Genomic DNA, 24,845 nt, shown 5'->3' on the forward strand with positions numbered 1-24,845 from the left:
AGGCTACCTGCTGGACCCTTGGATTAGAACGTGTTCCACTTCACCGCGGACGGCGAGGACCACCGTGCGCGGTCAGTTCGGCAGCTTCGACTTGAGGTTGCCCACGCGGGCGACGAAGCTGCCGCGGTAGGACCCGGGGAAGCTCCAGGTGACCACGGTGCCGCGTCCGCCGATGGCGGCGGTGATGGTGTCGGAGCACCGCCCGCTCGTGGCCAGGCAGTCGCCGCCGTTGCTCGTGTACTTCGCGGTGATGCTCGCGAAGTCCTTGAAGCCCTCGTAGTGGAGGACGAAGGAGTAGCAGCCCGGCTCGATCGTGCAGCGCGCCTTCTTCTTCCACCAGATCCGCTTCGGCTTCGCGGTGCCGCAGAACTGCTCCTCCGCCTCGGCCGTCGAGCCCCACGGGTACGTCGTCACGGCCTGCGCGTCCACGCAGCCGCGGGCGCCGCCCTCCTCGGTCTCGACCGACACCGACGTCCCGGTGAGCGGGGTCCAGTTGCCGGCACCGCCGGTGTTGATCGTGACGTCGCCCTCGGCCGAGGTGTCCGCGAACGTGAACGTCACCGACCGGTAGCCGGCGGTGGGCGTGGCCTCCGGCGCGGGCGGGGTCTTCAGGTAGCACTTGTCGAGCGCCTCGACCGCCTTGGCGCGGTCCTCCTCGGCGCCGTCCTTGCCGCTGCCCAGGGTGAGCAAGTCCTGGGCGAACCAGGCGGCCATCGTCGTCGTACCGATGTCGTCGAGGCAGCCGGTGTCGTCGAGCTTCCACTCGGCGCCGACCTGCTTCGCCCAGTCGCCCGTGCAGTCGAGCAGGCTCTCGTAGTAGGCGTTCGCGTCCTCGCTGCGCCACTCGCCGGTGTAGGTCCAGTCGTCTCCCTTGCGGTCGACGAGGCCGCGCTTCTCCAGCTCACCCGAGCGGTGCTCGTGGACGAGGTCGTCGACGGCGCAGTCGACGTCGCCGTCACTGGCCCACGCGGGCTTCTCGACGCCGTCGGCGATCGCCTTGGCGGCATCCTTGTCGGCCGCGCTCAGCGGGCCGATCCCGAGCCGGCCGGTGAAGTAGAGGAACCCGGCGACGCCGAGCCCGACGACGAGCGCCAGCGCGACGATCGAGCCGACGACCAGTCCCACGCGACTCCTGCGCCTCGGGGGCGGTCCGAAGCCTCCCGGGCCGCCGGGACCGCCGAAGCCGGGAGGAGGTCCGTACGGCGGGAAGCCGCCGCCTGCGGGCGGGGGCGCTGCCGCGGGCGGGCCGGCGGGCGGGCCTGCCGGCGGGGGAGCGGGGCTCCACTGCGGGGGCAGGGCAGTCGGCGGCTGGGCAGGGGGAGGGCTCGACGGCGGTGGCCCCTGCGGACGCTCGCCGCGGGGATTCGTCGGCTCCTCCTGCGGCCAGATCGGCGACTGGTCGTTCATGTGGCGACAACCCCTTGCTCCCACGGACCGCCCGTACGGTCCGTGGGAGCATCGTAGGTGCTGCAGGCAGGGCCCGACTCAGACTCCGACAGGTTCCTTGGTGATGTCGACCGCGGGCGGCTCGTCGGCCGGGGCGTCGCCCTGGTCGATCTTGCTCGGCCACCAGATCTTGCCGCCGAGGTCGAGGTTGAGCGCCGTCACCAGGACCGACCGGACGATCATCGTGTCGAGCAGGACGCCGAGGGCGACGGCCACGCCGAGCTCGGCGAGGAACACCAGCGGCAGCGAGCCGAGCACGAGGAAGGTCGCGGCGAGCACCACGCCGGCGGAGGTGATCACGCCGCCGGTGGACGAGAGCGCGATCAGCGAACCGGTCCGCGTCCCGTGGTTGATCGTCTCCTCGCGCACCCGGGTCATCAGGAAGATGTTGTAGTCGATGCCGAGCGCGACGAGGAACACGAACGCGAACAGCGGGAACCCGGGATCGGAGCCGGCGAAGCCGAAGACGTACTCGAACAGCAGTGCCGAGATGCCCAGCGCGGCGCCGAAGGACAGCACCACCGTCGCGATCAGCAGCACCGGGGCGATCACGGCTCGGAGCAGCAGGAGCAGGATCACGAACACCACCAGCAGGACGAGCGGGATGATCACCAGGTTGTCGCGGTTGGAGGCGGTCTTGGTGTCGAGGTAGAAGGCCGAGCCGCCGCCGACGAGGGCGTCGGCACCGCTGACGTCATGGACGGCGTCACGGCTGGCATCGACGATGTCGAAGGCCTTCTGGGAGGAGATGTCGGCGCCGATCGTCGCCTCGAAGAACGAGCGTCCGTCGCCGATCTTGATGGCGGGACCGGGCTCGCCGAGGCCGTCGACGTCACCCAGCGCGCCCTTGACGGCGTCGATCTCGTCGTCGTTCGCCACGACCTGGATCGTGTTCGACGCGTCCTGCAGGCCGTGCTCCACGAGCAGCTTCTGGCCCTTGATCGAGTCGAACTCCTTCGTGTACGTGTCCTCGGTCGACAGGCCGCCGGTGTCGAGCCGGAAGAGGCCGAGGCAGGCGAGGAGCAGCAGCCCGGTGGTCACCACCCACACCGCGCGCGGGCGGGGCTTGATGGCGTTGCCGACCTTGGCCCACAGGCCTCCGCTGGTGGGCTCGCGGGACCCGAAGTCCGGACGGCCGTGGATGCCGGTCCAGTGCTCGATGCCGACCTGGAGGAGCATCAGGAGGCCGAAGAGCAGGGAGATCGAGCCCGGCGCCGCCAGCAGCGGGGCGAGGTCGCCCAGCGTCGAGCTCAGCGCGACGGCGATCGCGCCGCCCACGAGCATGCCGGCACCGATCTTCGCCCAGCGCCCGTGCTGGTCCTTCCTGGGGCCGAAGATCCAGCGGCCGAAGATCACCAGCAGGGCCGGCAGCAGGGTGACCATCACCAGGAAGGTGGCGGCGATGCCCACCGCGATGACCGGGCCGAGGCCAGCGGTGGAGTTCAGCTCGGCGAAGACGAGGCAGAGCATGCCGATGCAGACGGTCGCGGCGCTGGCGAGGATGGCCGGGGCCGCACGGTGCAGGGCGAAGGCCATCGCCTCGTGCCGGTCCTCGTGGCGGCGCAGCTCCTCGCGGTAGCGGGCGACGAGCAGCAGTGCGTAGTCGGTGCCGGCGCCGATGACGAGGATGCTCAGGATGGCTTGGCTCTGACCGTTGACGGTGAGGTCGGCGTACCGGGCGAGCAGGTAGACGATGCCGGTGGCGATCAGGTTGGCCGCCATCGCGCAGATGATGGGAACGACCCAGAGGAACGCGCTGCGATAGGTCAGCAGCAGGATCACGACCACGACGAGGCCGGTGATCATGATCAGGTTGGTGTCGATGCCCTCGAAGGACTCGGCCGCATCGGCCGCCTGGCCGCCGTAGCCGGCGAGGTGGACGGTGACACCGTCGATCTTCGCGATCTTCTTGATCTCGTCCGCCGCGTCGGGGATGGCGTTCCAGCCCTCGTCGCCGAAGTTGAGGACGAGGTAGAGGTAGGCGACCTGGTCGTCGTCGGACTTGAGCTTCTGGGGGAGGCCGGCCTTCTCGGCGACATTGGGCGAGAGGACGTCGGCCTTCCCGTCGCCGGTCGAGTCGGTGACGCCCTCGACGTCGGCCGCGATCTTCGCAGCCTGCTCGTCCATTGCAGCGAGGTCGGCGGCGGTCAGGCCACCGTCCCTGCTGTAGACGACGAGCGTCGGGATGTCGTTGGGGTCCTGCGTGTCAGAGCCGGACAGCTCCTCGAGGACCTTGGTCGACTCCGCGGACTCCGGGAGCCAGGACGATGCCTCGTTGTTCTGGACATCGACAAGCTTCGCGTTCAGGGGGGCCAGCGCCATCGCCGCGAAGACGACGATCGCTGCCACGATCCACTTGGTGATGGGGCCGGTCAGCTTTCCGGCGATCTGACGGTGCATGCGGGGAACTCTTCCAGTGAGGACCGACATCGGCATCGGGATTTCTCCGGATCCGACCCTGAGATCGCCCCGGATTCATCGCCCGACGGGAACTTCTTCCGCACATGCGACGAACGAAGGCCCCGGACTTCGACATCCGGGGCCTTCGTTGCTGGTGGAGTGGGGGCTCAGAGGCCGAGGAACCGGCCGATGATCTCCTTCTGGATCTCCGTCGTACCGCCGTAGATCGTCTGGATCCGGGTGTCCGCGTAGGCCTTCGCGATGGGGTACTCCATCATGTAGCCGTAGCCGCCGTGCATCTGCACGCCCTGGTCCACGATCTTCTTCTGCAGCTCGGTGGTCCACCACTTCGCCATCGACGCCAGCGCGGTGTCGACCTCGCCCTTGTTGAGCTGCTCGATGCAGTGGTTCACGAACACGCGGGCGATGTAGGCCTCGGTGGCCATCTCGGCCAGCGTGAAGCGGGTGTTCTGGAACTTGCCGATCGGCTTGCCGAACGCCTCGCGCGACTTCACGTAGTCGAGGGTCATGTCGAGCGCGGCCTCGATCGCGGCGATGGCGATGCAGGCGATGGAGACGCGCTCCTGCGGCAGGTTCTGCATCAGGTAGATGAAGCCCTGGCCCTCCTCGCCCAGCAGGTTGGCCTTCGGGACGATGACGTTGTCGAAGCTGAGCTCCGCCGTGTCCTGCGCCTTGAGGCCGAGCTTGTCGAGGTTGGTGCCGCGGGTGAAGCCCTCCATGCCGCGCTCGACGACGAGGAGGCTGATGCCGTGCGCGCCGGCCTCGGGGTTCGTCTTCGCGACGACGATGACCAGGTCGGACAGGATGCCGTTGCTGATGAAGGTCTTCGACCCGTTGAGGACGTAGTGGTCGCCCTTGTCGACGGCGGTGGTGCGGATGCCCTGGAGGTCGGAGCCCGCGCCCGGCTCGGTCATCGCGATCGCCGTGATGATGTCGCCGGAGACGGTGCCGGGGAGCCAGCGCTGCTTCTGCTCCTCGTTCCCGATGGCGATCAGGTACGGGACGATGATGTCGGTGTGGACGGCGAAGCCCGGACCGCTCGCGCCGGCGCGGGCACACTCCTCCGCCACGATCGCGTTGTAGCGGAAGTCCTTGATGCCCGGGCCGTCGTACTCCTCGGGGACCTCGAAGGACAGCAGGCCGGCCGCTCCCGCCTTGCGCCAGACCTCGCGGTCGACGATCCCGTCCTTCTCCCACTGGTCGTGGAAGGGGACGACCTCGCGCTCCAGGAAGGCGCGAACGGTCTGGCGGAAGTCCTCGTGCTCGGTCTCGTAGATGCTGGGACGCTCGGGCATCAGGCCACCCACTCCTTGATCTGTGCGATGGTCGCGGCCGCGGCCGCGCTGTCGGGGGCCGCGGGGGAGACGGACAGGTTCGTCACGCCGGACTCCTTGAAGGCGGCGATCCGCTCCTGGACGTACGACGCCGGGCCGACCAGGTTGCCCGCCTCGAGCCACTCGAGCGGGACGAGCGCCTCGGCCTCCTTCTTCTTGCCCGACAGGTAGAGGTCCTGGATCTCCTTCGCCTCCTTCTCGAAGCCGTACTCGCAGGCGAGCTGGTTGTAGAAGTTCTTGTCGCGCGCGCCCATGCCGCCGACGTACAGGGCGTAGAGCGGGCGCATGAAGTCGAGCAGCGCCTTGGTCTCGGGGCCCTCGCCGATGGCGACCATGCCTCCGGCGCTGATCTCGAGCGGCTTGAGGTCGGCCGAGCGCTTGGCGGCACCGCGGGCGAGCGGCTCGCCCCAGACCTCCTTGGCCTTCTCGGGGTAGTAGAGGAAGGGCAGCCAGCCGTCGGCGACCTCGGCGGTCATCGCGACGTTCTTGTCGCCCAGGGCCGCGACCCAGATCGGCAGGTCGGCGCGCTCCGGCTTGTTGAGCAGCTTGAGCGGCTTGCCGAGGCCGAGGCCCTGGCCCTCGGGGAGCGGGACCTGGACGGTCTTGCCCTGGAAGTCGAGGCGCTCGCCGCGCAGGCCGGCGCGCAGCACCTCGATCACCTCGCGGGTGCGGGTGAGCGGGCGGTCGTAGGGGAGGCCGTGGAAGCCCTCGATCACCTGCGGGCCGGACGCGCCGAGGCCGAGCACGGCGCGGCCACCGGAGACGTTGTCGAGGCCGGCCGCGGTCTGCAGCAGGGCGCCCGGGGTGCGCGAGTAGACGTTGAGGATGCCGGCGCCGATCTCGACCGTCTCGGTCTTCGCGGCGAGGTAGCCCATCAGGGTCGGCGCGTCGAAGCCGTAGGGCTCCGCGACCCAGATCGTGTCCAGGCCGGCCTTCTCCAGCGCGACGACCTGGTCGGCCGACTCGCGCGGGTTGCCCGCGTAGACGAGGGGCATCGAGAGCTTCATGGAAATCCCTTCCGGCGCGGTGGCCGAACTCGACGGTGAGGGGAGCGGTGTGACCCCGCCAGTACAACTGTGACAGTAATACTGTCACAATGTCCATGGTCTCCCTGTTCGAGACCGAGGCCGCAGCGGCCGTACGCCGCCGTGATAGGAGGAAGCGTGACTTCTGAGACTCCCGCGGGGAACCCCCGCTACACCGTCGCCGTGATCGGTGGCACCGGTCCGCAGGGCAAGGGACTGGGCTACCGGTTCGCGCGGCACGGCCATGACATCGTGCTGGGCTCGCGTGCCGCGGAGAAGGCCGAGGCCGTCGCGGCCGAGGTGGCCGAGCGGCTGGCAGGTGTCGACGGTGCCGGGTCGGCGCGTGGTGCGGCCAACGAGGACGCGGTGGCGGCGGCCGACGTGGTGCTGCTGGCGGTGCCCTACGACGGGCACGACGAGCTGGTCGCGTCGCTGGCCGGTGCGCTGGCGGGCAAGACGGTGATCTCGTGCGTGAACCCGCTGGCCTTCGACAAGCGCGGCGCGCACGGGCGGGTCGTCAACGGCGGTGAGGGCTCGGCGGCGGAGTCGGCGGCCGAGCTGGCTCCCGAGGCGGTGGTCGTCGGCGCGTTCCACAACGTGTCGGCGGTGGGCCTGTGGGGCGATGAGGAGTTCCTCGACGAGGACGTGATCGTGGTGGGTGACTCGGTGGAGGGCAAGCAGGTCGCGATCGACCTGGCTGCCTCCGTCACCGGTCACCCGGGCATCGATGGCGGGAAGCTGCGCCTGGCGCGGGTGCTGGAGCCGTTCACGGCGGTGCTGATCTCGATCAACCGGAAGTACAAGGCGCACTCGGGCATCCGGGTCACCGGGCTCGACGCCCACTGACCTCCCGGTCGGGGAGGCCCGTCAGCGGGCCTCCCCGAACAGCCTCTCCAGGATCGCGCGGGCGTCCTCGCTCGGCGACCAGACCGCGTTCGTCGCGACGTCGACGGTGAACCAGCCATTGGTGCACTGGGCCTGCAGGTCCACCCGGTCGCCCCACGCGGTGACCCCGACGATGTGCGGGACGGGTGGGGTGACGTCGCAGTCGACCATCCCGGCGTTCTCCTCCGTGTTGGCCCGGATGTCCGTCACGAGTGACGTGAGGTCGGCGGTGGGGATCGGCGCCCGGCGCCACGTGCCGCTGCCGAGCCTGTCCTCCGCGCAGTAGGCCGCGACCGCCAGGTCCTGCGCCCGTCCGACGCTGGGGACGCCGACGGTGTCCGTCGCGGCCGGGCACTCGAGCGTCGCGGCGTCCACGGGCGCCGGCGGGTCGAGCCGCTTCCGCTGCGCCCGCAGCCGGTCGATGAACGTCTCCCACGGCTCGTCCGCGCCGACCCGCTCGACACCGTCCACGACGACCTGCCGGCAGCCGTAGAGCTCGCCGGACGCGACGACGCTCGACCCGTCCGGGTAGGCGAAGACCAGCTGGTAGGCGGGCCCGAGCTCCATCGTGCAGGCCAGGTCCGATGGCGCGGTCTCCAGGCCGTTGATCGAGGCCGCGACGTCGTCCACGCCGTCGACGAGCGCGTCCTTCGGCACGTCGATCGGCACCTCGTTGCCGCCGCACAGGCGCACCGAGCTCGCGCCGTCCGGGACGTGGTCGGGGCCGACCTGGGTCTGCGTGTCGACCGGAGCGGCGGGGCAGGCCGGGGCGTCGTACGGCGACACCGGGACGTCGTCCGCGGCCTTGTCGTCGTCCGGGCTGCTGCCGCCGACCGTCGCGACCACGCCGGCGACCAGCAGCACGGACGCCGCCACGCCACCGGCCGCCGCCACCGTCGTACGACGGGCGCGGCGGGCCTTCGCGCGTGCCCCCTCGGCGCGGTCGGGCGCGGCGGGCGGCTCCGGCACGGCGCCGGCCAGACCCTCGCGCAGCCAGGTCTCGTCGTTCGGCTCACTCATCGTCCGTCTCCTCTCGTCGCAGGTGGGGAGAGGAGCGCAGCGCGGCCAGGGCCCGTGAGCACTGGCTCTTCACCGTGCCGACGCCGATGCCCAGCGCCGCCGCGGTCTGCTGCTCGGTGAGGTCCTCGAAGTAGCGCAGCACGACGACGGCCCGCTGGCCGCGGGGCAGGGCGCCGAGGGCGGCGACCAGGTCGTTGCGGCCGTCGCGGTCCTCGACGGCAGCCGGCCGCTCGGGCAGGTGCTCGGTCGGGCGCTCGCCGCGCCACTTGCGGCGCCACCAGGACACGTAGGTCGTGTACATGACGCGCCGGACGTAGGCCTCGAAGCCGTCCGCGCCGACCCGCGACCATGCCCGCCACGACTTCGCCAGGGCGGTCTGCACCAGGTCCTCGGCGAGCTGGTGGTCGCCGGTCAGCAGCCACGCCGAGCGCCACAGCGCGTCACCGCGCGCGGCGACGAAGCCGTCGAACCCGTCTTCCGGCACGGCACCCTGGGGCATCGCCTGCTCCACCACCGTTCGCTGCATCGGCACTCCTCTCACCCTCCCAAAGCGGTGAGCGGTGCCGAAAGGTTGTCAGCCGGCGAGTCCTTCCACGACCTCGGCGCGCGGGAGCTGCACGAGCAGGCCTCCCGGAACGAGCAGCTTCGAGCGGCGCAGTCCCGAGCCGATCACGGCGACGTCGATGTCGGCGACCCGCGCGTCGACCAGCAGCCGCCAGCCGGTGGGGAGGCCGACGGGGGTGATGCCGCCGTACTCCATCTCCGACTCGGTGACCGCTCGCTCCAGCGGCAGGAAGGACGGCTTGCGCACGTCGAGCAGCCGCTTGACGGTGTGGTTGACGTCGGCGCGGGTGTCGGCGCGGACGAGGCAGGCGGCGATCCGCTCCTCGCCCTCGCGCTTGCCGGCGACGAGGACGCAGTTGGCGCCCGCCTCCATGGGCAGGTCGTAGGCGGCGCTCATCGCAGCGGTGTCGGCGAGCTCGGGGTCGATCTCGACGACGGCGACGCCCGACGCCCCCGGCCAGTCCGCGAGGGCGGCGGCGACGGGGGCGGCGACGAGGTCGGGGCGCTCGAGCACGGGGAGCGAGCGGAGCCCGGGGAGCTGGGGGAGGTCGGTCAGTGCCACCCGTGCATGCTGCCCGATCCGTGGTTGCCGCCGTGGCCGTGGTCCTGCCACCACTGGTCGTGGGACCAGTGCCGGCGCGGTCCGCGCAGCACGGTGGCGAGCAGGCCGACCGCGCCGGCGACCAGCCACGGCAGGCCCAGCACCCAGCCGTGGTCCTCGATGGCCACGGTGTCGCTGATCAGCAGCGCCCAGGCGCCGACCAGCCCGAGGAAGGCGGTGCCCATGACGAGGTGGCCGGTGTTGACCTGGTGCCACCCGGTACGCCGCGGCGGCGTGGGAGCGTCCTGCTCGCGGGTCGGCCCGGTGGTCGGCCCGGCGGTCGGCCCAGCGGTCGGCTCGGTGGGGTTCTCGTGCGTGCTCATGCTGCCTGCTCCTCCGTGAGGACCTCGACCTGGCCGAGGAACATGTCGGCCTCGATGGTGAGGGTGGGTTCGTCGGCGTCACCCCAGGACGCCTTCTTCGAGCTGTCGGACTTCTTGGTGTCGAACAGGACGACCTCGCCCGCGACGATCTGCGCGTCCACGTCGACGCGGAGGCCCTCGTCGGGCACGATCACGCGGATGTGGCCGACCCGGTTGTCGACCTCGAGCTTGTCGCCGTCGAGCTGGGCCAGCTCGTCGGCGGGGATCTCGGTCAGGTCGATCACCATGTCGCCGATCCCCAGCCCGTAGCTCGCGTCGAGCTGTGCGGCGCTCTGCGGGGTCTCCCGCACCTCACCGATGTGGTCGTCGTCGACCACGGAGGTCACCGCGGTCGCCAGTGCCGCCAGGAGCCCGACGAAGATGAGCCCGCCGGCCCGGCCGAAGAAGGCGCCGACCAGCAGCATCAGGCCGACCACGCCCAGGACGGTCGCCGGGTAGGCCGAGGGCACCACGTCGACGCCGGCGAGGTCCATCGTGCCGACGACGCCGACGGCGAGGGCGGTGAGGGCGAGGGTGAACGGGAACAGCAGCGGACCCCGGCGCCGCGGGTCGACCGGGCGCGGGCGCTGCGGCGGCTGCCACGGGCGGTAGGTCTCGTACGACGGTCCGGGCGCGCCCGGCGGGGGCGGCACCAGCGTGTCCGCTCCGGCCCGCTTGCCCTTGGCCTGCTTGCTGCCGAACACGACCAGCAGCACCAGGCCGACCACGAGCAGCGGCCACGGGAAGTCGATCCCGCCGACCGAGTCGCCGATCACCGAGGCGACCGCCAGCACGCCGGCGATGATCAGCGCTGCGGTCCGCACGCCCTCGTCGGTGCGGATCACCGTGTCACCGGTCTCCTCCTCCGGCACGAGGACCCACGCGACGCCGTACAGGATCAGGCCGCCGCCACCGAAGAAGGTCAGGATCACGAAGGCCACGCGCACCAGCAGCGGGTCGATGTCGAGGTGGCGGGCGATGCCCCCGGCCACACCGGACACCTTGCGGTCGGTCCGGCTCCGGCGCAGCCGGGCGAGGTCGCGGACCTCGTCGCGGGTCACGCGGGGGCCGGACTCGCCGGGCTCGGGCCCGTACGGTCCGGACGGGCCGGTCTCGGTGTCGTTCGGTGCGTTCATGTCTCCAAGCCTGGAGTCCGGAGCGGGACGAAACCATCGGGGAGTGCCCTGATCCTGCCGCATGGACCGGGGGTGCGGCTCAGGGTCGGATCAGGGTCGTTCCCCCTGCTCGTGCGCGTGGCGCTGTGTGACGATGGAGGCACCATGACGAGCTCTGCGACCACCCTGCCCCCGGCTGCCCCCGCGGCCCGGGAGCCCCGGCGCGCCTGGCGCGACCTGCGCGAGCCGGTCCTCGGCGGCGTCGCGTCCGGCCTGGCCGCGCACCTCGCGGTCCCGGTGCTCTGGGTGCGGGTGGCCTTCGTCGTCGCGACCTTCGTGAGCGGCATGGGCGTCCTCGCGTACGCCGCCCTCTGGGCGATGCTGCCGGCCGGGCCCCCGCCGTCGGTGCTCGCCCCCGGCCTGGAGAGCGCGTCCCGCGACGGCCGCCGCCCCGGCCGGGCGCGCCGGCTCTCCGACATCGGACCGGTCATCACCCTCGCGGCGCTCGGCGTCGGCGTGGTCTTCGCGACCGGCGCGCTCCTCGGCACCGGCTGGTGGGTCTGGCCGCTGGCGATCGCGGTGGCCGGCGTGGCCCTGCTGTGGCGCCAGGCCGACGAGGCCCAGCGGGAGCGCTGGCTCGACGCCACCGGCAAGGTCGACCCGGTCCGGGTGGTCCTCGGCGGGGGCGGCTGGGCGGCCTGGGGCCGGCTGGCCGCCGGCATCGGCCTGGTCGGCGTCGCCGTGCTCTGGCTCGTGCTGCGCGACGGCTCCCTGACCGTCGCGCGCGACGCCACCCTGGCCATCGTCCTCGGCGTAGGCGGCATCTCCATCGTCGTCGCGCCCTTCGTCTACCGCCTGGTGACCGAGCTCAGCGCCGAGCGCGAGGAGCGGGTGCGCACGCAGGAGCGCGCCGACGTCGCCGCCCACCTCCACGACTCGGTGCTGCAGACCCTCGCCCTCATCCAGAAGAACCCCGCCGACGCCACCCGGCTCGCCCGCGCCCAGGAGCGCGACCTCCGGGCCTGGCTCTACGCCGGCGAGTCGCTCGACGAGGCGACCGTGGCCAGCGCCCTGCGTGCGGCCGCCGCCGAGATCGAGGACGCCTACGGCATCACCGTCGACGTGGTGGCGGTCGGCGACTGCGACCACGACGAGCACACCCGCCCGATCGTGATGGCCGCGCGCGAGGCGACCACCAACGCGGCCAAGCACGCCGGCGTCCCGCGCGTCGACGTCTACGCCGAGATCACCGCGACCGGCATCGACGTGTTCGTCCGCGACCGCGGCGCCGGCTTCGACCCGGCCGCGACCCCGGAGGACCGGCTGGGAGTACGACGCAGCATCATCGACCGCATGGAGCGGCACGGCGGCCGGGCGGAGATCCGCTCGGCGCCGGGCGAGGGCACGGAGGTCCGGCTCCACCTGGACCACCAGCAGAAGGAGACCGATGAGTGAGCCGGTGCGCGTGGTCGTCGTCGACGACCACGCCATGTTCCGTCGCGGCGTCAGCGCCGAGCTGGGCGCCACGGGCGCGGGTCGCGTCGAGGTCGTGGCCGAGGCCGCCGACGTCGACGAGGCGGTGGCCGCGGTCACGACGCACCGGCCGGCCGTCGTACTCCTCGACGTGCACCTGCCCGGCGGCGGCGGCGTCGAGGTGATCCGCCGGGTCAACGACCCCGACGTGCGCTTCCTCGCGCTCTCGGTGTCGGACGCCGCCGAGGACGTCATCGGCACCATCCGCGGCGGCGCCCGCGGCTATGTCACCAAGACGATCACCGGCCCTGAGCTGGTCGACGCCATCGGTCGCGTGGCCGACGGCGACGCGGTCTTCTCGCCGCGACTCGCGGGCTTCGTGCTCGATGCCTTCGCCGGAGCCGGCCTCTCCGCCGACCTCGCGAGCGTCGACGAGGACCTCGACCGGCTCACCGAGCGCGAGCGCGAGGTGATGCGCCTGATCGCGCGCGGCTACTCCTACAAGGAGGTCGCCAAGGAGCTCTTCATCTCGATCAAGACGGTCGAGACCCACATGTCGTCGGTGCTGCGGAAGCTCCAGCTCTCCTCACGCCACGAGCTCACCCGCTGGGCCTCGGACCGGCGGCTGCTGTGAGGTCGCTCGCCGCGACGCTGGTGGTCGTCGCGGCGCTGGGCGCGGGGTGCTCGGGCAGCCCGCAGCCGTCGAGCTCCCCGTCGAGCTCCCCGTCGAGCTCCCCGTCGAGCTCCCCGTCGAGCCCGGGTACGACGACCGCCGCTCCCTCGTCGGAGACTCCGCCGACCCCCGGGCCGTCGTACTCGGACTGGGAGCTGGGCGTCCACGTCCTGCCCCGCACGGCTGACGGCTTCGGCGAGATCCTGCCGACGCCGAAGGCGCTGCGGGTGCGGCGCTACCCGACGACCGACCTGCTCCCGCCGCCGGCCGACGGGCGCTTCCACTCGACCATCGGCCCGGTGACGCCGGCGATCCGGGAGCGGATGGGGGAGACGTGGTCACCGGTCTGCCCGGTCGCGCTGGCCGACCTGGCCTACCTCAACGTCTCGTTCCGGGGCTTCGACGGCGCCGCGCACACCGGCGAGCTCGTCGTGGCCGTCGACCGGGCCGAGGACGTGGTGTCGGTGTTCCGGGCGCTCTTCGCGGCGTCGTACCCGATCGAGGAGATGCGGCTGCCGACGACCGCCGACCTCGACGCCCCACCCACCGGCGACGGCAACGACACCGCGGGCCTGGTCTGCCGGGCCTCGCGGGGAACGACGACGTGGTCGGCCCACGCCTACGGCCTGGCGATCGACGTCAACCCGTTCCTGAACCCCTACAGCAAGGGCGACCTCGTGCTCCCGGAGCGCGCGTCGGCGTACCTCGACCGCAGCCGGACCCAACCCGGCGTCATCCACGCCGGCGACCTGGTCGTGCGCGAGTTCGCCCGGATCGGGTGGTCGTGGGGCGGATCGTGGAGCTCGCTGAAGGACTACCAGCACTTCACCGCGACGGGCCGCTGACCCGCTGCCCGTGCGCGGCGGCGATTGCATAGAGTGCGCCCCATGGAGACCGTGCGCCTCATCCTGCTCATCGCCCACATCCTCGGCTTCTCGGCCCTGATCGGCGGTCTGCTGGCGCAGGTCGGTCCGGGCGACAAGAAGGTCACCGGCGTGATGCGCGACGGCGTCGGCACCGCCTTCCTCGCCGGGCTCCTGCTGGTCGGGGTCCTCGAGGGCATGGACGGCGTCGAGGTCAACCACGCGAAGGTCGCGGTCAAGCTGGTGATCGGCCTGGTCCTGCTGGTGCTCGTCATGGCCAACCTCCGCAAGGAGAAGATCCCGAACGGCCTGTGGGCCGGGCTGCTCGTGCTGTCGATCGCCGAGGTCTGCGTCGCGGTGCTCTGGTCGTCCGCACACAGCGTGTCCTGAGGTCGCGGCCGGCGTCCTGGTGTCGGTGGGGCGCCCCCCGCTGTAACACGCCGTCCGCTCAACTGGGGGGCGCCTTTCAGGGCCCAACCGACAGTTCTGCGGCGTGTCGTCCCTGAGAAGTGGCGCCATGTTGCGCGAACCACGTGTTACATCACGCTGGGTCTGCTCGGCGGGCGCTACGGGAGCCACGCGGGTAGCAGCGGTCCGGCTGGTACGGCGACCGGGGGCTTGGGGCTCCGTGGCCGGAACTGCGCCAGGTCGGAGATGTCGGTGCCGAACCTGGCGCAGGTATCGAGGAACTCGCGGCGGCACCGGTCCAGGGCCGCCCGGCGCCGTCGTCCGAAGAAGTCGTCCCAGGTCAGGCGCGACACGCCGGTCTTGAAGCCGGTGACGAAGTCCTGCCGCAGCTTCTCGTCCCACAAGGTCTCCTCGGGCGCCCTCACCGACAGCCCGCCCGCCGCGAGCGGTCGCAGCTTCAGGCGGCTGTCGATCTCGAAGAAGTGGCGTCCGAGCCGCAGGTCACACCAGACGGTCCGCCCGTCGGCCGTCAGCCCGAACTGTGGCTGGGGAACGCCGTAGCCCAGCTCGGTGACGAGGTCGCGCCCGAGGGTCTCGGCGATCGAGTCGGTCAACGCCGAGGCTGACGCGATCACGTCGCGGACGACGTTCACGTGGGGCCAGCAACGCATCGCGGCGGCTGCTGCCGAGAGCTCGTGCCTGCTCGTTCCAGCGCGCATCGCGGCGTCGGCGGCAACGAGTCCGGCGAGGTAGCCCTCCTCCCGCGCGACGTCGAGCGCCGTACGTGCCCGGTCCAGCACCTGCACGCCCTCGACCGTCACCACCTGGTGCGGCGCGTAGGGCGCCAGGTGGTGCTTGACCCCGTGTCGGAGGTGCGACCCGACGATGCCCGGCCGCGTGACGTGCGTGTTCGGCGTCCGCTCGTTCAGCAGTGGCATGCGCAACAGGTCGGCCGCGGAGTGGTGGCTCATCACGTGCGCGGCCGCGATCCGAAGACTCGCCGCCCGGTCCGCCAGGACCTTCCGCTGGAGCGCGGTGGACAGCAGGGCAGTGAAGGCGGTCTCGGCGTACACGCCCGTTCGCAGCGCCTCCCACCGGTGGGTGCGCAGGAGGTGGTCGATGCGTGCGCCGGTCATGCCGGCCTCGAGCGCCTGCCGGCGCGTGACCAGGCCCCACTGGGCGCTCATCAGCGCAGCCACACGAGCATTCATGGGAGCGAGCGTCCCCGCCCGCTCCGGCTGGGCCACCCCTCGCGCCGTCGGCCGGTGGATATCCCACGCGCACGGAGTGCCTGTGGAGGGCGGGTGGATGAATCCGGGGCGGGGCGGCCGTCCTCATGTAACACGCTGGTCGCTCAACTGGTCGGCGGTTTTCAGGGCCGATCCGACCGTTCTGCGGCGTGTCGTCCCTGAATCCCGGCAGGTAGACGGGCGAACAGCGTGTTACAGCGGCGACCACCCCGGGCGAGCGTTCCGTCCCGGCACCACCACCGTCGGTACGGCGCCGTAGGCTGGTCGGAGCATGATCGACGCACACAGCACCACGCCCCCGGCCCTCACCGCAGAAGCGCTCCTGGAGGGTCTCAACGGCCCCCAGCAGGAGGCGGTGAAGCACGAGGGCACGCCCCTCCTCGTGGTCGCCGGGGCGGGGTCCGGGAAGACGCGGGTGCTGACCCGGCGGATCGCGTGGCTGATCGCGGTGCGCAAGGCCCACCCCGGCTCGATCCTGGCCATCACCTTCACGAACAAGGCCGCGGCCGAGATGAAGGAGCGGGTCAGCGAGCTGGTCGGCAACCGCGCCCGGGTCATGTGGGTCAGCACCTTCCACTCGGCGTGCGTGCGGATCCTGCGCAAGGAGGTCGAGCACCTCGGCTACGAGCGGGTGAAGTCGAACTTCTCGATCTACGACGCCCAGGACCAGAAGCGGCTGATCACGCTGGTCTGCAACGACCTCGAGCTCGACCCGCGCAAGTTCCAGCCCGGTCCGGTGCTGCACTGGATCAGCAACCACAAGAACGAGCTGCGCGACCCCGACGAGGTCGCCGCGGAGGCCCGCAACAGCATCGACGAGACCTACGCTGCGGCGTACAAGGCCTACCAGCGGCGGTTGCGCGAGGCCAACGCGTTCGACTTCGACGACCTGATCATGGAGACGGTCCGGCTCTTCCAGCTCAAGCCGGAGATCCGCGAGACCTACCGGCGGCGGTTCCGGCACATCCTGGTCGACGAGTACCAGGACACCAACCACGCGCAGTATGCGCTCATCCACCAGCTCTGCGGGCAGGACCTCGAGGAGCACGACCCGACCACCCTCGACGGGCGACCCGCCGACCGGGTGCCGCCGGCCGAGCTGATGGTCGTCGGTGACGCGGACCAGTCGATCTACGCCTTCCGGGGCGCCGACATCCGCAACATCATGGACTTCGAGCAGGACTTCCCCGACGCGCGGACGGTCATGCTCGAGCAGAACTACCGCTCCACCCAGACCATCCTCACCGCCGCCAACGCGGTCATCGAGCGCAACGACAGCCGCAAGCCGAAGCGCCTGTGGTCCGACGCCGGCGACGGCGAGAAGATCGTCGGGTACGTCGCCGACGACGAGCACGACGAGGCCCGCTTCGTCTCCGGCGAGATCGACAAGCTGACCGACGCGGGCGGGTTGAAGCCGTCCGACGTGGCGGTGTTCTACCGGACCAATGCGCAGTCGCGGGTGTTCGAGGAGATCTTCATCCGCACCGGCATGCCCTACAAGGTCGTCGGCGGCGTGCGCTTCTACGAGCGGCGCGAGGTGCGTGACGCGCTCGCCTACCTGCGGATGCTGGTCAACCCCGACGACCAGGTCTCGCTGCGCCGCATCCTCAACACCCCCAAGCGGGGGATCGGCGACCGCGCCGTCCTCGCGATCACGACGTTCGCCGACCGCGAGCGGATCACCTTCTGGGAGGCGCTCCAGCGCGCCGGCGAGGCGCCGGGCCTGGCCACCCGCAGCCAGACCAACATCGAGGCGTTCGTCGCGATGGTCCAGGACCTGCAGCAGATGGTCGCGGCGGGGGAGCGGCCCGACGTGATCCTCGAGACCGTGCTCGACCGCTCCGGCTACCTCGCCAGCCTCGAGGACTCCGACGACCCGCAGGACGCCACCCGCATCGAGAACCTCGCCGAGCTCGTCGCCGTGGCGCGGGAGTTCGCCGAGGACCCGGTCGCCGGTCCGTCGGCCGACCCCGCCGACGTGGACGCCGGCACCGTCGAGCCCGGTCTCGGCGACTTCCTCGAGCGGGTCGCGCTCGTCGCCGACGCCGACTCGATCCCCGACGCCCCCGACCCGGATGACCCCGACGCCCCCGAGGACACCGGCGTGGTCACCCTGATGACCCTGCACACCGCGAAGGGCCTCGAGTTCCCGGTCGTCTTCCTCACCGGCATGGAGGACGGCGTCTTCCCGCACTCCCGCGCGCTCGGCGACAAGCCCGAGCTCGAGGAGGAGCGCCGGCTCGCCTACGTCGGCATCACCCGCGCCCGCCAGCGCCTCTACGTCTCCCGGGCGATGGTCCGCTCCGCGTGGGGCGCCCCCGCCATGAACCCGGGCTCCCGCTTCCTCGGCGAGCTGCCGATCGACCTCGTCGACTGGCGCCGCACCGAGGCCGACCAGACCCGCTGGTCCCGCCCCGCCTACGGCAACGCCGGCCGGTACGACGGCGGCGGGTCGTCGTACGGCAGCGGCGGTGGCGGGATGGGCGCCCCCACCGCGGCCGGCCGCCGCAACTTCAGCTCGGCCGCCGCGCGCGCCGACGCCGCCGCGAAGTCCAAGCCGTCACGCGCGATCCCCGTGCTGGCCCCCGGCGACAAGGTCACCCACGACTCGTTCGGCCTCGGCACGGTCGTGTCCGTGGAGGGCCAGGGCGACAGGTCCGTCGCGTCGATCGACTTCGGCTCCGACGGGGTGAAGCGCCTGCTGCTGCGCTACGCGCCGGTGGAGAAGCTCTAGCGGACGGCGGCTCACGCCGGGCGGTGCGACGACGCCCCTGACCAGGAGCTGCCCCCGACGGAGCGAGGACGCGCTCGCGTCAGGGCGTCACGCCGTGCTGGCGGAGGGCGGCGTCGGGGTCCACCGGGTCGCCGCCACCGGGGCGGACCTCGAGGTGGAGGTGCGGGCCGGTGACGTGGCCCGTGCTGCCGACGTACCCGATGAGCTGGCCGGTGCGGACGGTGTCACCGACGGAGACGTTGAAGGCGGTCTGGTGGCAGAACCACAGCTCGGTGCCGTCCTCAAGGGTGAGCACGGTCTTGTTGCCGTAGGCGCCGTCGAAGCTGGCGGAGGTGACCGTGCCGTTGGTCACCGCGTAGATCGGGGTGCCGCTGGGGGCCGCGAAGTCGAGGCCGGTGTGGTAGCTCGACCAGAGGCCGTACTCGCCGAAGGTGGCGGTCAGGCGGTAGCTCTTGAGCGGAAGGCCCCACTTGTTGAGGGCGATCTCGGCGGCTTCCTTCTCGGCGGCCTTCGCGAGGTCGTCGAGCGCGGTGTCGCGCTGCTTGACCGACAGTTCGACCGTCTCCTCGAGATCGCCGGGGTTGGCCTGGGAGAGCGCGTCGCGGTCGGAGTCGCGGCTGACCGTGTCGACCCGCTCGGTGACCGAGCCGTTGCCGAAGGAGCCGGTCATCGCGTTGGCGGCGGCGACCCGGTCGCCGCCGGAGGCGAGCTGGGGGTCCGCGGAAGCGACAGCGCCGCCGACCGCGACCGCGAGGGTCGCGACGCCGACGGCGACGGGGAGGGTGGGCAGTCCCTTGAAGAGGGGACCGCGGGGGCCCGAATGGCGGGTGGCGCGGCGCTTGCCGACCGAGCCGACCGCGCGCAGCTGCGTCGAGGAGTCGGTCAGCGGGTCGAGCAGCGGGATGTCGCGCAGCGCGGGGAGCTCGACCGTCGGGGTGCGCTCCAGGCCGCGGATGAGGACCGGCGCGGCGGGTGCCACCGGAGCGGCGGCCTCGACCGGGGCCACCGGCGCAGGGGTGTCGACCGGGCGGGCGACGCGCTTGCCGACGTACGTCGAGGGGGCCTCGCTGACCGCCCGCTGGGCGACTCGCTTGCCGACGTACCCGGAGGCAGAGGAGGGCTGCGGCGCGCGGTGATCCGCTCGGTGGCTACCCATCGACTGCTGACTCCTTGGGGGACGATCGTGCAGGCCGGTTTCGACCCGCACCTTCTCGTCCGAGGCGCCCGAGTGGCTCCGACACGAAGTGGCTGTCGGGTGACAGCCGGGTGAAACATGCGTGCCGACCATATCCGATACCCCGACGCCCTCGAAATCGGGCGTCCGCCCCTGTGGAGGGCTGTGAGGCGGTGCGACCGGGAGGGCGTTGCCGTGAGCCGTGTCACGTCGTGGCTCCCGGACTCGTCCTACTCGTGGGTCAGGACTAGTGTGCCCGGGGGGTGCGGCAGGTGTGCGCACCGAACCTCTGACCCAGATGTGAGGACGTATCAGTGGACCTGATGGAGTACCAAGCGAAGGAGCTCTTCGCGAAGCACGGAGTGGCCACCACCCTCGGAGTGGTCGTCGAGACCGCTGAGGAGGCCAAGGCCGCTGCCGAGCAGATCGGCGGCGTCACCGTCATCAAGGCGCAGGTCAAGGCCGGCGGCCGCGGCAAGGCGGGTGGCGTCAAGATCGCGAAGACCCCTGACGAGGCCTTCCAGTACGCCACGGACATCCTGAACCTGACGATCAAGGACCTCCCGGTCAACCGGGTCCTCGTCACCCCGGCGACCCCGCCGGAGGAGGAGTACTACTTCTCCTTCCTGCTGGACCGGTCGAACCGCCAGTACCTCTGCATCGCGTCCGTCGAGGGTGGTGTCGAGATCGAGGAGGTCGCGAAGACCAACCCCGACGCCGTCAAGCAGATCGCGATCGACCCGGGCAAGGGCGTCGACGCGGCCAAGGCGCGCGAGATCGCGACCGAGGCGGGCTTCCCGGAGCCGGTGTTCGAGCAGGCCGTGAAGATGATCGAGGACCTCTACAAGGTCTTCGTCGAGGAGGACGCCACCCTCGTCGAGGTGAACCCGCTCGCGCGGCTCGCCGGCGACAAGCTCGAGGCCCTCGACGGCAAGGTGTCGCTCGACGACAACGCCTCCGAGGTCCGGCACCCCGACCACGAGCAGTTCGAGATCCGCGAGGAGGCCGACCCGCTCGAGGCGAAGGCCAAGGACCTCGGCCTCAACTACGTCAAGCTCGACGGCCAGGTCGGCATCATCGGCAACGGCGCGGGCCTGGTCATGAGCACCCTCGACGTCGTCGCGTACGCCGGCGAGAACCACGGCGGCGTGAAGCCGGCCAACTTCCTGGACATCGGCGGTGGCGCCAACGCCCAGGTGATGGCCAACGGCCTCGACGTCATCCTCAACGACGAGCAGGTCAAGTCGGTCTTCGTGAACGTCTTCGGTGGCATCACCGCGTGCGACGAGGTCGCCAACGGCATCAAGGGCGCCCTCGAGCTCCTCGGTGACAAGGCCACCAAGCCGCTCGTCGTGCGCCTGGACGGCAACGCCGTCGAGGCCGGTCGCGCGATCCTGAACGAGCTGAACCACCCGCTCGTCACCCAGGTCGACACCATGGACGGCGCGGCCGACAAGGCCGCCGAGCTGGCGAACGCCTGAGATAGAGAGCAGAGAAGATGAGCATCTACCTCAACAAGGACAGCAAGATCATCGTCCAGGGCATCACGGGCGGCATGGGTGCCAAGCACACCGCCCTCATGCTCGACTCGGGCGCCACGATCGTCGGCGGTGTGAACTCCCGCAAGGCCGGCACCACCGTGACCCACAAGGACCACGACGGCAACGACGTCGAGCTCCCCGTCTTCGGCACGGTCGCCGAGGCCATGAAGGAGACCGGCGCCAACGTGTCGGTCCTCTTCGTCCCGCCGGCCTTCACGAAGGACGCCGCGATCGAGGCGATCGACGCCGAGATGCCGCTGATCGTCGTGATCACCGAGGGCGTGCCGGTCCAGGACACCGCCGAGGTGTGGTCCTACCTGCAGGGCAAGTCCACCCGGATGATCGGCCCGAACTGCCCCGGCATCATCACGCCGGGCGAGTCGCTCGCCGGCATCACGCCGCACACCATCGCCGGCAAGGGCCCGGTCGGTCTCGTCTCGAAGTCGGGCACGCTGACCTACCAGATGATGTACGAGCTGCGTGACTTCGGCTTCTCGACCGCCATCGGCATCGGCGGCGACCCGATCGTCGGCACCACGCACATCGACGCCCTCCAGGCCTTCGAGGACGACCCGGAGACCAAGCTCATCGTGATGATCGGTGAGATCGGTGGCGACGCCGAGGAGCGTGCCGCGGCGTACATCAAGGAGAACATCACCAAGCCGGTCGTCGGCTACGTCGCGGGCTTCACCGCCCCGGAGGGCAAGACGATGGGCCACGCCGGCGCCATCGTCTCGGGCTCCGCCGGCACCGCGGCCGCCAAGCAGGAGGCCCTCGAGGCCGTCGGCGTCAAGGTCGGCAAGACGCCGTCCGCGACCGCGGCGCTCGCGCGGGAGATCCTGCAGTCGCTCTGACGGGTCTCGAGACGGTCGCTGCGCGACCTCCTCGACCACCGGTCGCACGAAGGCCCGCCACCCCCACAGGTGGCGGGCCTTCGTCGTCCCCGGGGCCAGGGCCGGGTCACAGCCGGGCGGCCGCCTTCGGGAGCATCCGGTTGACCGGCGTACCGCCGTCCTCGTCGAGGAAGTCGTAGTCCTGGCCGATGATCACCGAGGTCAGTACGACGACGCGGTTGCCCTGGCGCAGGACGCCGGTCTCCATGATGTAGGCGGCGTCGCCGGTCGGGTCGGCCTCCTTCGGGACCGGTCCGAAGTGCGAGTCCGTGATCACCGCGTCGGCGCCGTCGACGTCGACCTTGCGGGTCTGGAGCGCGCGGTAGTCGGGCAGGTCGTCGGGCAGCGTGCTGCACTCCTCGAGCCAGCCGTTGACCGTGCTCCATGCCTTCGTGGCGGCCGCCTCGTCGTCGTACTCGCCGACGACCTGGATCAGGTGGTCGCCGGCCGTGTCGGGGGCGTCGGCCGCGCTGTTGCGCAGCTCGAAGTCGGCCCGCACGACGCTGGTGGCGCCGGTGCCCTGCAGACTCTCCCGGGCGCACGGGTTGAAGACGGACTGGCCGTCGCCCTCGGCGGCGTCGGTGCGGAACCAGTCGGCGCCGTCGCTGTAGACCGTGTCGTCGTCGGTCAGCAGGTTGGCGGTGGTCAGGCTCGTGGCCGGCGTGGTCGACGACGTCCCGGTCGGGGTGGTGCCCGCGCCGTCGTCGGCGGAGCGGTCGGTCGAGGGGTCGGTGCCACAGGCGCCGAGCAGGGTGGCGGCCGCGACGGCGGCCACGGCGAGGGTGAGCCGGTGCTGCTGCATGGCGGTCTCCTTCAGGTGATCGGTTCGTTGATTCGGAAGTGGAGACGCTGCAACCGGGCGGTCGGTTGCAACGCTGCGCGGACTTTCTTGAGCGGGAACGCGGACGGGCCGCCACCGTTGCTCGGTGGCGGCCCGTCGTGGCCAGGACGGCCCGGTCAGCAGCCGGCGGCCGTCCAGGTGCACATCGCGTCGACGACCGGCGCCGACTCCTGGACGATCTGGTCGACGGCCCGCTGGTCGTCCCCGCCGCTCGGTGCACCCGACTCTCCGCCGTGGGCGACCACGAGCACGGAGCTGCCGAGCCGGACGACGAGCAGCGTGTCGCCGTACGGCGTGGGCTGGTCGCCGAGGGTGTCCCACCCGAGGACGGCGAAGGAGTCGCCGCCGATCTGGGTGTCGACCACGGCCCAGTGCGGCGTGTAGCCGTCGTCGCGGACCTCGCCGGTGGGGCAGTCGGCGTACACCTGCCGGATCGCCGCGACGGCGGCGACTGCCTCGTCGGCGTTGGCGTAGGTGGTCACCACGCGGCTGCGGTAGTCCTCCGCGTTGTGGTATTCGGCGCGCAGGCGGTCGACGAACTCGGGGTCGGCGGCCTTCTCGCCGCAGGCCTCCGAGGCGAGCGGCTCGCCGGGGCGCTCCGGGCCGATCCGACCCTCGCCGTCCCCGGCCTCCTCCGGCCAGCCGGCGAAGATCGGGAAGTCGTCAGGGATGGCGTCGGGACCACCGGGACCCGGGTCGGGCTCGCCGGTCCCGGTCGTCCGGCCGTCGTCGGCCGTCACGGTGTCCGTCGGCTCCGTCGTCTCGGTCGGCTGGTTCGGCGCGCCGTCCAGCGCCAGCCGCTCGGCGGCCTTCGGGAGCATCCGCTCCAGCGGGCTGCCGCCGTCCTCCGGCAGCCAGTTGTAGTCCTGGCCGATGCCGGTCACCTTGAGCACCGCGATCCGGTCGTCCTGCACGACGAGCCCGATCTCCCCGATGTAGGCGAAGTCGCCGGTCGGGTCGAGCTCCTGCGGCACCGGCCCCCAGTTGATGTCGTAGACGACCGCGTCGCCGTCGGCGACGTCGACCGACCGGCCCTGGGCCCCGACCCTGACCGTGTCCGCGCCGGGGATCTCGCAGTCGACGATCCACTCGGCGAAGCGGTCGTAGGCCGTCCGCGCCGCGTCGGGTGAGTCGAACTGGGCGACCAGCTCGACCATGTCGTCGTCCGTCTGGTCGTCGAAGGTGTCGCCGGGCGACATCTTCTCCGGGTCGGGAGCCAGGTTGAAGACGCGGGTGAGGCTGTCGCTCGCGCCGAGGGCGCTGGTCGCCTCCCGCTGGCACGGCAGGTAGACCGCCTGGCCGTCGCCCTCGAAGGTCTCCGTGGTCGTGAACAGGCTGTAGCCCTCGCGGTCGTACTCGGTGTCGGCGTCGCGGAGCAGGTTGGCCTCGGCCAGCGCCGGGTGCGTCTTGTCGGTGACATTCGGCTTGTCGCCGCGCGGGTCGCCGTTGCCGATCACCGCGAAGACCGGCACGGCGACGGCCGCCACGGCGAGCGCCGCGCCACCGGCCACGAGGGCGGTGCGCCGACGGCGGATCTGGTCGCCGCGGCGTCGTACGTCGGCTGCGGACAGGGGCATGTCGCCTCCAGGTGTCGCGGAGCCGAACCCTGCCCCGAAACGGGCCAGCTCATCGATCGGGTCGTGCTGCTCAGGCATGGGTGACCCCTCCTCCCGCCAGGCCGGACTCGTCGGCCAGCAGCTCGGCGAGAGCCGCACGGCCGCGGCTCAGCCGCGCCTTGATGGTTCCTTCGGGTACGCCGACCTCGGCAGCCACCTGCTGCACGGGGAGGTCGGCGATGTGGTGGAGGACCAGCGCCTGGCGCTGGGCCTCGGGGAGCTTCTTCAACGCCGCCACGAGCGCCACGTGCGACTCGTCGACCGCCGCCACCGAGCCGGCGCCCTGCAGGGCCCGGTCGGGGGAGCGCTCACCGCGCTTGCGGCGGCGCCAGCGGCTCACGGCGAGGCGGTAGGCGGTCGTGCGCACCCACGCCTCCGGGTACTCGGCGCGGTCCAGCTTGCGACGGTGCGCCCAGGCGCGGGCGAACGCCTCCTGCGTGCACTCGGTGGCCTCCTCGAAGTCACCGATCATCGCGTAGACCTGCCCGGTCACCCTGCGGAACGACGCGGTGTAGAACTCGTCGAACTCACTGGCTTCCACGCCGACCTCCTCTCGGACCGTCCTCGAGCCCCTCGTCGGGGGCTTTCAGGAGGCATACGCCCGGC

General features: G+C 71.6%; 22 protein-coding genes. 8 read left to right on the plus strand and 14 right to left on the minus strand.

What is annotated here, in order from left to right:
* Positions 1-72: 72 nt before the first annotated feature.
* The 4 genes from AC2YHB_RS13820 to AC2YHB_RS13835 all read right to left on the minus strand — a co-directional run bounded on the left by AC2YHB_RS13820 (position 73) and on the right by AC2YHB_RS13835 (position 6,208).
* Positions 73-1,125, minus strand: coding sequence for a hypothetical protein (locus AC2YHB_RS13820; protein ID WP_179647856.1), 1,053 nt, complete (start codon positions 1,123-1,125; stop codon positions 73-75).
* Positions 1,126-1,485: 360 nt separating this feature from the next.
* Complete coding sequence (locus AC2YHB_RS13825; RefSeq protein ID WP_257026803.1) at positions 1,486-3,846, minus strand: MMPL family transporter; 2,361 nt, start codon at positions 3,844-3,846, stop codon at positions 1,486-1,488.
* Positions 3,847-4,013: 167 nt separating this feature from the next.
* Positions 4,014-5,162, minus strand: a complete 1,149-nt coding sequence (locus AC2YHB_RS13830; protein ID WP_036551377.1) for an acyl-CoA dehydrogenase family protein — start codon at positions 5,160-5,162, stop codon at positions 4,014-4,016.
* Entirely contained in the window at positions 5,162-6,208 is a 1,047-nt protein-coding gene (locus AC2YHB_RS13835) for an LLM class F420-dependent oxidoreductase (protein ID WP_036551380.1), read from the minus strand. Before AC2YHB_RS13835 ends, AC2YHB_RS13830 begins: the two co-directional genes overlap by 1 nt.
* Before the next feature lie 156 nt (positions 6,209-6,364).
* Here AC2YHB_RS13835 and npdG point away from each other — a divergent pair, with 156 nt between their 5' ends.
* Positions 6,365-7,072, plus strand: a complete 708-nt coding sequence (gene npdG, locus AC2YHB_RS13840; protein WP_179647855.1) for an NADPH-dependent F420 reductase — start codon at positions 6,365-6,367, stop codon at positions 7,070-7,072.
* A gap of 21 nt (positions 7,073-7,093) precedes the next feature.
* Here the strand turns inward: npdG and AC2YHB_RS13845 are convergent, their stop codons facing one another.
* The 5 genes from AC2YHB_RS13845 to AC2YHB_RS13865 are packed head-to-tail and all read right to left on the minus strand — an operon-like array spanning position 7,094 to position 10,794.
* Positions 7,094-8,131 (minus strand): hypothetical protein, encoded by a 1,038-nt coding sequence (locus AC2YHB_RS13845; RefSeq protein ID WP_179647854.1) that lies wholly within the window; start codon positions 8,129-8,131, stop codon positions 7,094-7,096.
* Positions 8,124-8,657 (minus strand): SigE family RNA polymerase sigma factor, encoded by a 534-nt coding sequence (locus AC2YHB_RS13850; protein WP_257026802.1) that lies wholly within the window; start codon positions 8,655-8,657, stop codon positions 8,124-8,126. Before AC2YHB_RS13850 ends, AC2YHB_RS13845 begins: the two co-directional genes overlap by 8 nt.
* A 48-nt stretch (positions 8,658-8,705) precedes the next feature.
* Positions 8,706-9,257, minus strand: a complete 552-nt coding sequence (locus AC2YHB_RS13855) for a YbaK/EbsC family protein (RefSeq protein WP_444547290.1) — start codon at positions 9,255-9,257, stop codon at positions 8,706-8,708.
* Positions 9,248-9,619, minus strand: a complete 372-nt coding sequence (locus tag AC2YHB_RS13860) for a hypothetical protein (RefSeq protein ID WP_179647853.1) — start codon at positions 9,617-9,619, stop codon at positions 9,248-9,250. The genes AC2YHB_RS13855 and AC2YHB_RS13860 overlap by 10 nt, the downstream gene beginning before the upstream one ends.
* Complete coding sequence (locus tag AC2YHB_RS13865; RefSeq protein WP_179647852.1) at positions 9,616-10,794, minus strand: PspC domain-containing protein; 1,179 nt, start codon at positions 10,792-10,794, stop codon at positions 9,616-9,618. Before AC2YHB_RS13865 ends, AC2YHB_RS13860 begins: the two co-directional genes overlap by 4 nt.
* 144 nt (positions 10,795-10,938) lie before the next feature.
* Between AC2YHB_RS13865 and AC2YHB_RS13870 the strand changes: the two genes are divergently transcribed.
* The 4 genes from AC2YHB_RS13870 to AC2YHB_RS13885 are packed head-to-tail and all read left to right on the plus strand — an operon-like array spanning position 10,939 to position 14,172.
* The gene (locus AC2YHB_RS13870; RefSeq protein ID WP_179647851.1) at positions 10,939-12,228 is read left to right on the plus strand and encodes an ATP-binding protein; all 1,290 of its coding nucleotides are present in this window, start codon (positions 10,939-10,941) and stop codon (positions 12,226-12,228) included.
* Positions 12,221-12,880, plus strand: coding sequence for a LuxR C-terminal-related transcriptional regulator (locus AC2YHB_RS13875; RefSeq protein WP_036551389.1), 660 nt, complete (start codon positions 12,221-12,223; stop codon positions 12,878-12,880). Before AC2YHB_RS13870 ends, AC2YHB_RS13875 begins: the two co-directional genes overlap by 8 nt.
* Positions 12,877-13,764, plus strand: coding sequence for a M15 family metallopeptidase (locus AC2YHB_RS13880; protein WP_487354140.1), 888 nt, complete (start codon positions 12,877-12,879; stop codon positions 13,762-13,764). The genes AC2YHB_RS13875 and AC2YHB_RS13880 overlap by 4 nt, the downstream gene beginning before the upstream one ends.
* Positions 13,765-13,806: 42 nt before the next feature.
* Entirely contained in the window at positions 13,807-14,172 is a 366-nt protein-coding gene (locus AC2YHB_RS13885) for a hypothetical protein (protein ID WP_036551391.1), read from the plus strand.
* 176 nt (positions 14,173-14,348) lie between these two features.
* Here the strand turns inward: AC2YHB_RS13885 and AC2YHB_RS13890 are convergent, their stop codons facing one another.
* Positions 14,349-15,401, minus strand: coding sequence for a type IV toxin-antitoxin system AbiEi family antitoxin domain-containing protein (locus AC2YHB_RS13890; RefSeq protein WP_179647850.1), 1,053 nt, complete (start codon positions 15,399-15,401; stop codon positions 14,349-14,351).
* A 310-nt stretch (positions 15,402-15,711) separates the two neighbouring features.
* On the opposite strand from AC2YHB_RS13890, the gene pcrA reads away from it, so the two are divergent.
* Positions 15,712-18,174 (plus strand): DNA helicase PcrA, encoded by a 2,463-nt coding sequence (gene pcrA / locus AC2YHB_RS13895; RefSeq protein WP_487354141.1) that lies wholly within the window; start codon positions 15,712-15,714, stop codon positions 18,172-18,174.
* Between the two features lie 79 nt (positions 18,175-18,253).
* Here the strand turns inward: pcrA and AC2YHB_RS13900 are convergent, their stop codons facing one another.
* On the minus strand, positions 18,254-19,330 hold the full coding sequence (locus tag AC2YHB_RS13900) for a M23 family metallopeptidase (RefSeq protein WP_487354142.1): 1,077 nt from the start codon (positions 19,328-19,330) through the stop codon (positions 18,254-18,256).
* 332 nt (positions 19,331-19,662) lie between these two features.
* Between AC2YHB_RS13900 and sucC the strand changes: the two genes are divergently transcribed.
* Together sucC and sucD are read left to right on the plus strand one after the other, a co-directional pair.
* Positions 19,663-20,829, plus strand: coding sequence for an ADP-forming succinate--CoA ligase subunit beta (sucC, locus tag AC2YHB_RS13905; protein ID WP_036551393.1), 1,167 nt, complete (start codon positions 19,663-19,665; stop codon positions 20,827-20,829).
* A 17-nt stretch (positions 20,830-20,846) separates the two neighbouring features.
* A complete protein-coding gene (gene sucD, locus AC2YHB_RS13910) occupies positions 20,847-21,743 on the plus strand; it encodes a succinate--CoA ligase subunit alpha (RefSeq protein WP_179647847.1) in 897 nt (298 codons plus the stop codon).
* Positions 21,744-21,849: 106 nt separating this feature from the next.
* Here sucD and AC2YHB_RS13915 read toward each other — a convergent pair whose 3' ends face one another.
* The 3 genes from AC2YHB_RS13915 to AC2YHB_RS13925 all read right to left on the minus strand — a co-directional run bounded on the left by AC2YHB_RS13915 (position 21,850) and on the right by AC2YHB_RS13925 (position 24,780).
* Positions 21,850-22,584, minus strand: coding sequence for a hypothetical protein (locus tag AC2YHB_RS13915; RefSeq protein ID WP_487354143.1), 735 nt, complete (start codon positions 22,582-22,584; stop codon positions 21,850-21,852).
* Between the two features lie 155 nt (positions 22,585-22,739).
* Positions 22,740-24,278, minus strand: coding sequence for a hypothetical protein (locus AC2YHB_RS13920; RefSeq protein ID WP_487354144.1), 1,539 nt, complete (start codon positions 24,276-24,278; stop codon positions 22,740-22,742).
* Positions 24,271-24,780 carry an RNA polymerase sigma factor gene (locus AC2YHB_RS13925; protein ID WP_036551399.1) on the minus strand — a complete coding sequence of 170 codons (510 nt, stop codon included), beginning with the start codon at positions 24,778-24,780 and terminating at the stop codon, positions 24,271-24,273. The genes AC2YHB_RS13920 and AC2YHB_RS13925 overlap by 8 nt, the downstream gene beginning before the upstream one ends.
* Positions 24,781-24,845 lie beyond the last annotated feature (65 nt).

It is taken from the genome of Nocardioides sp. SRI_004 (assembly GCF_057586415.1).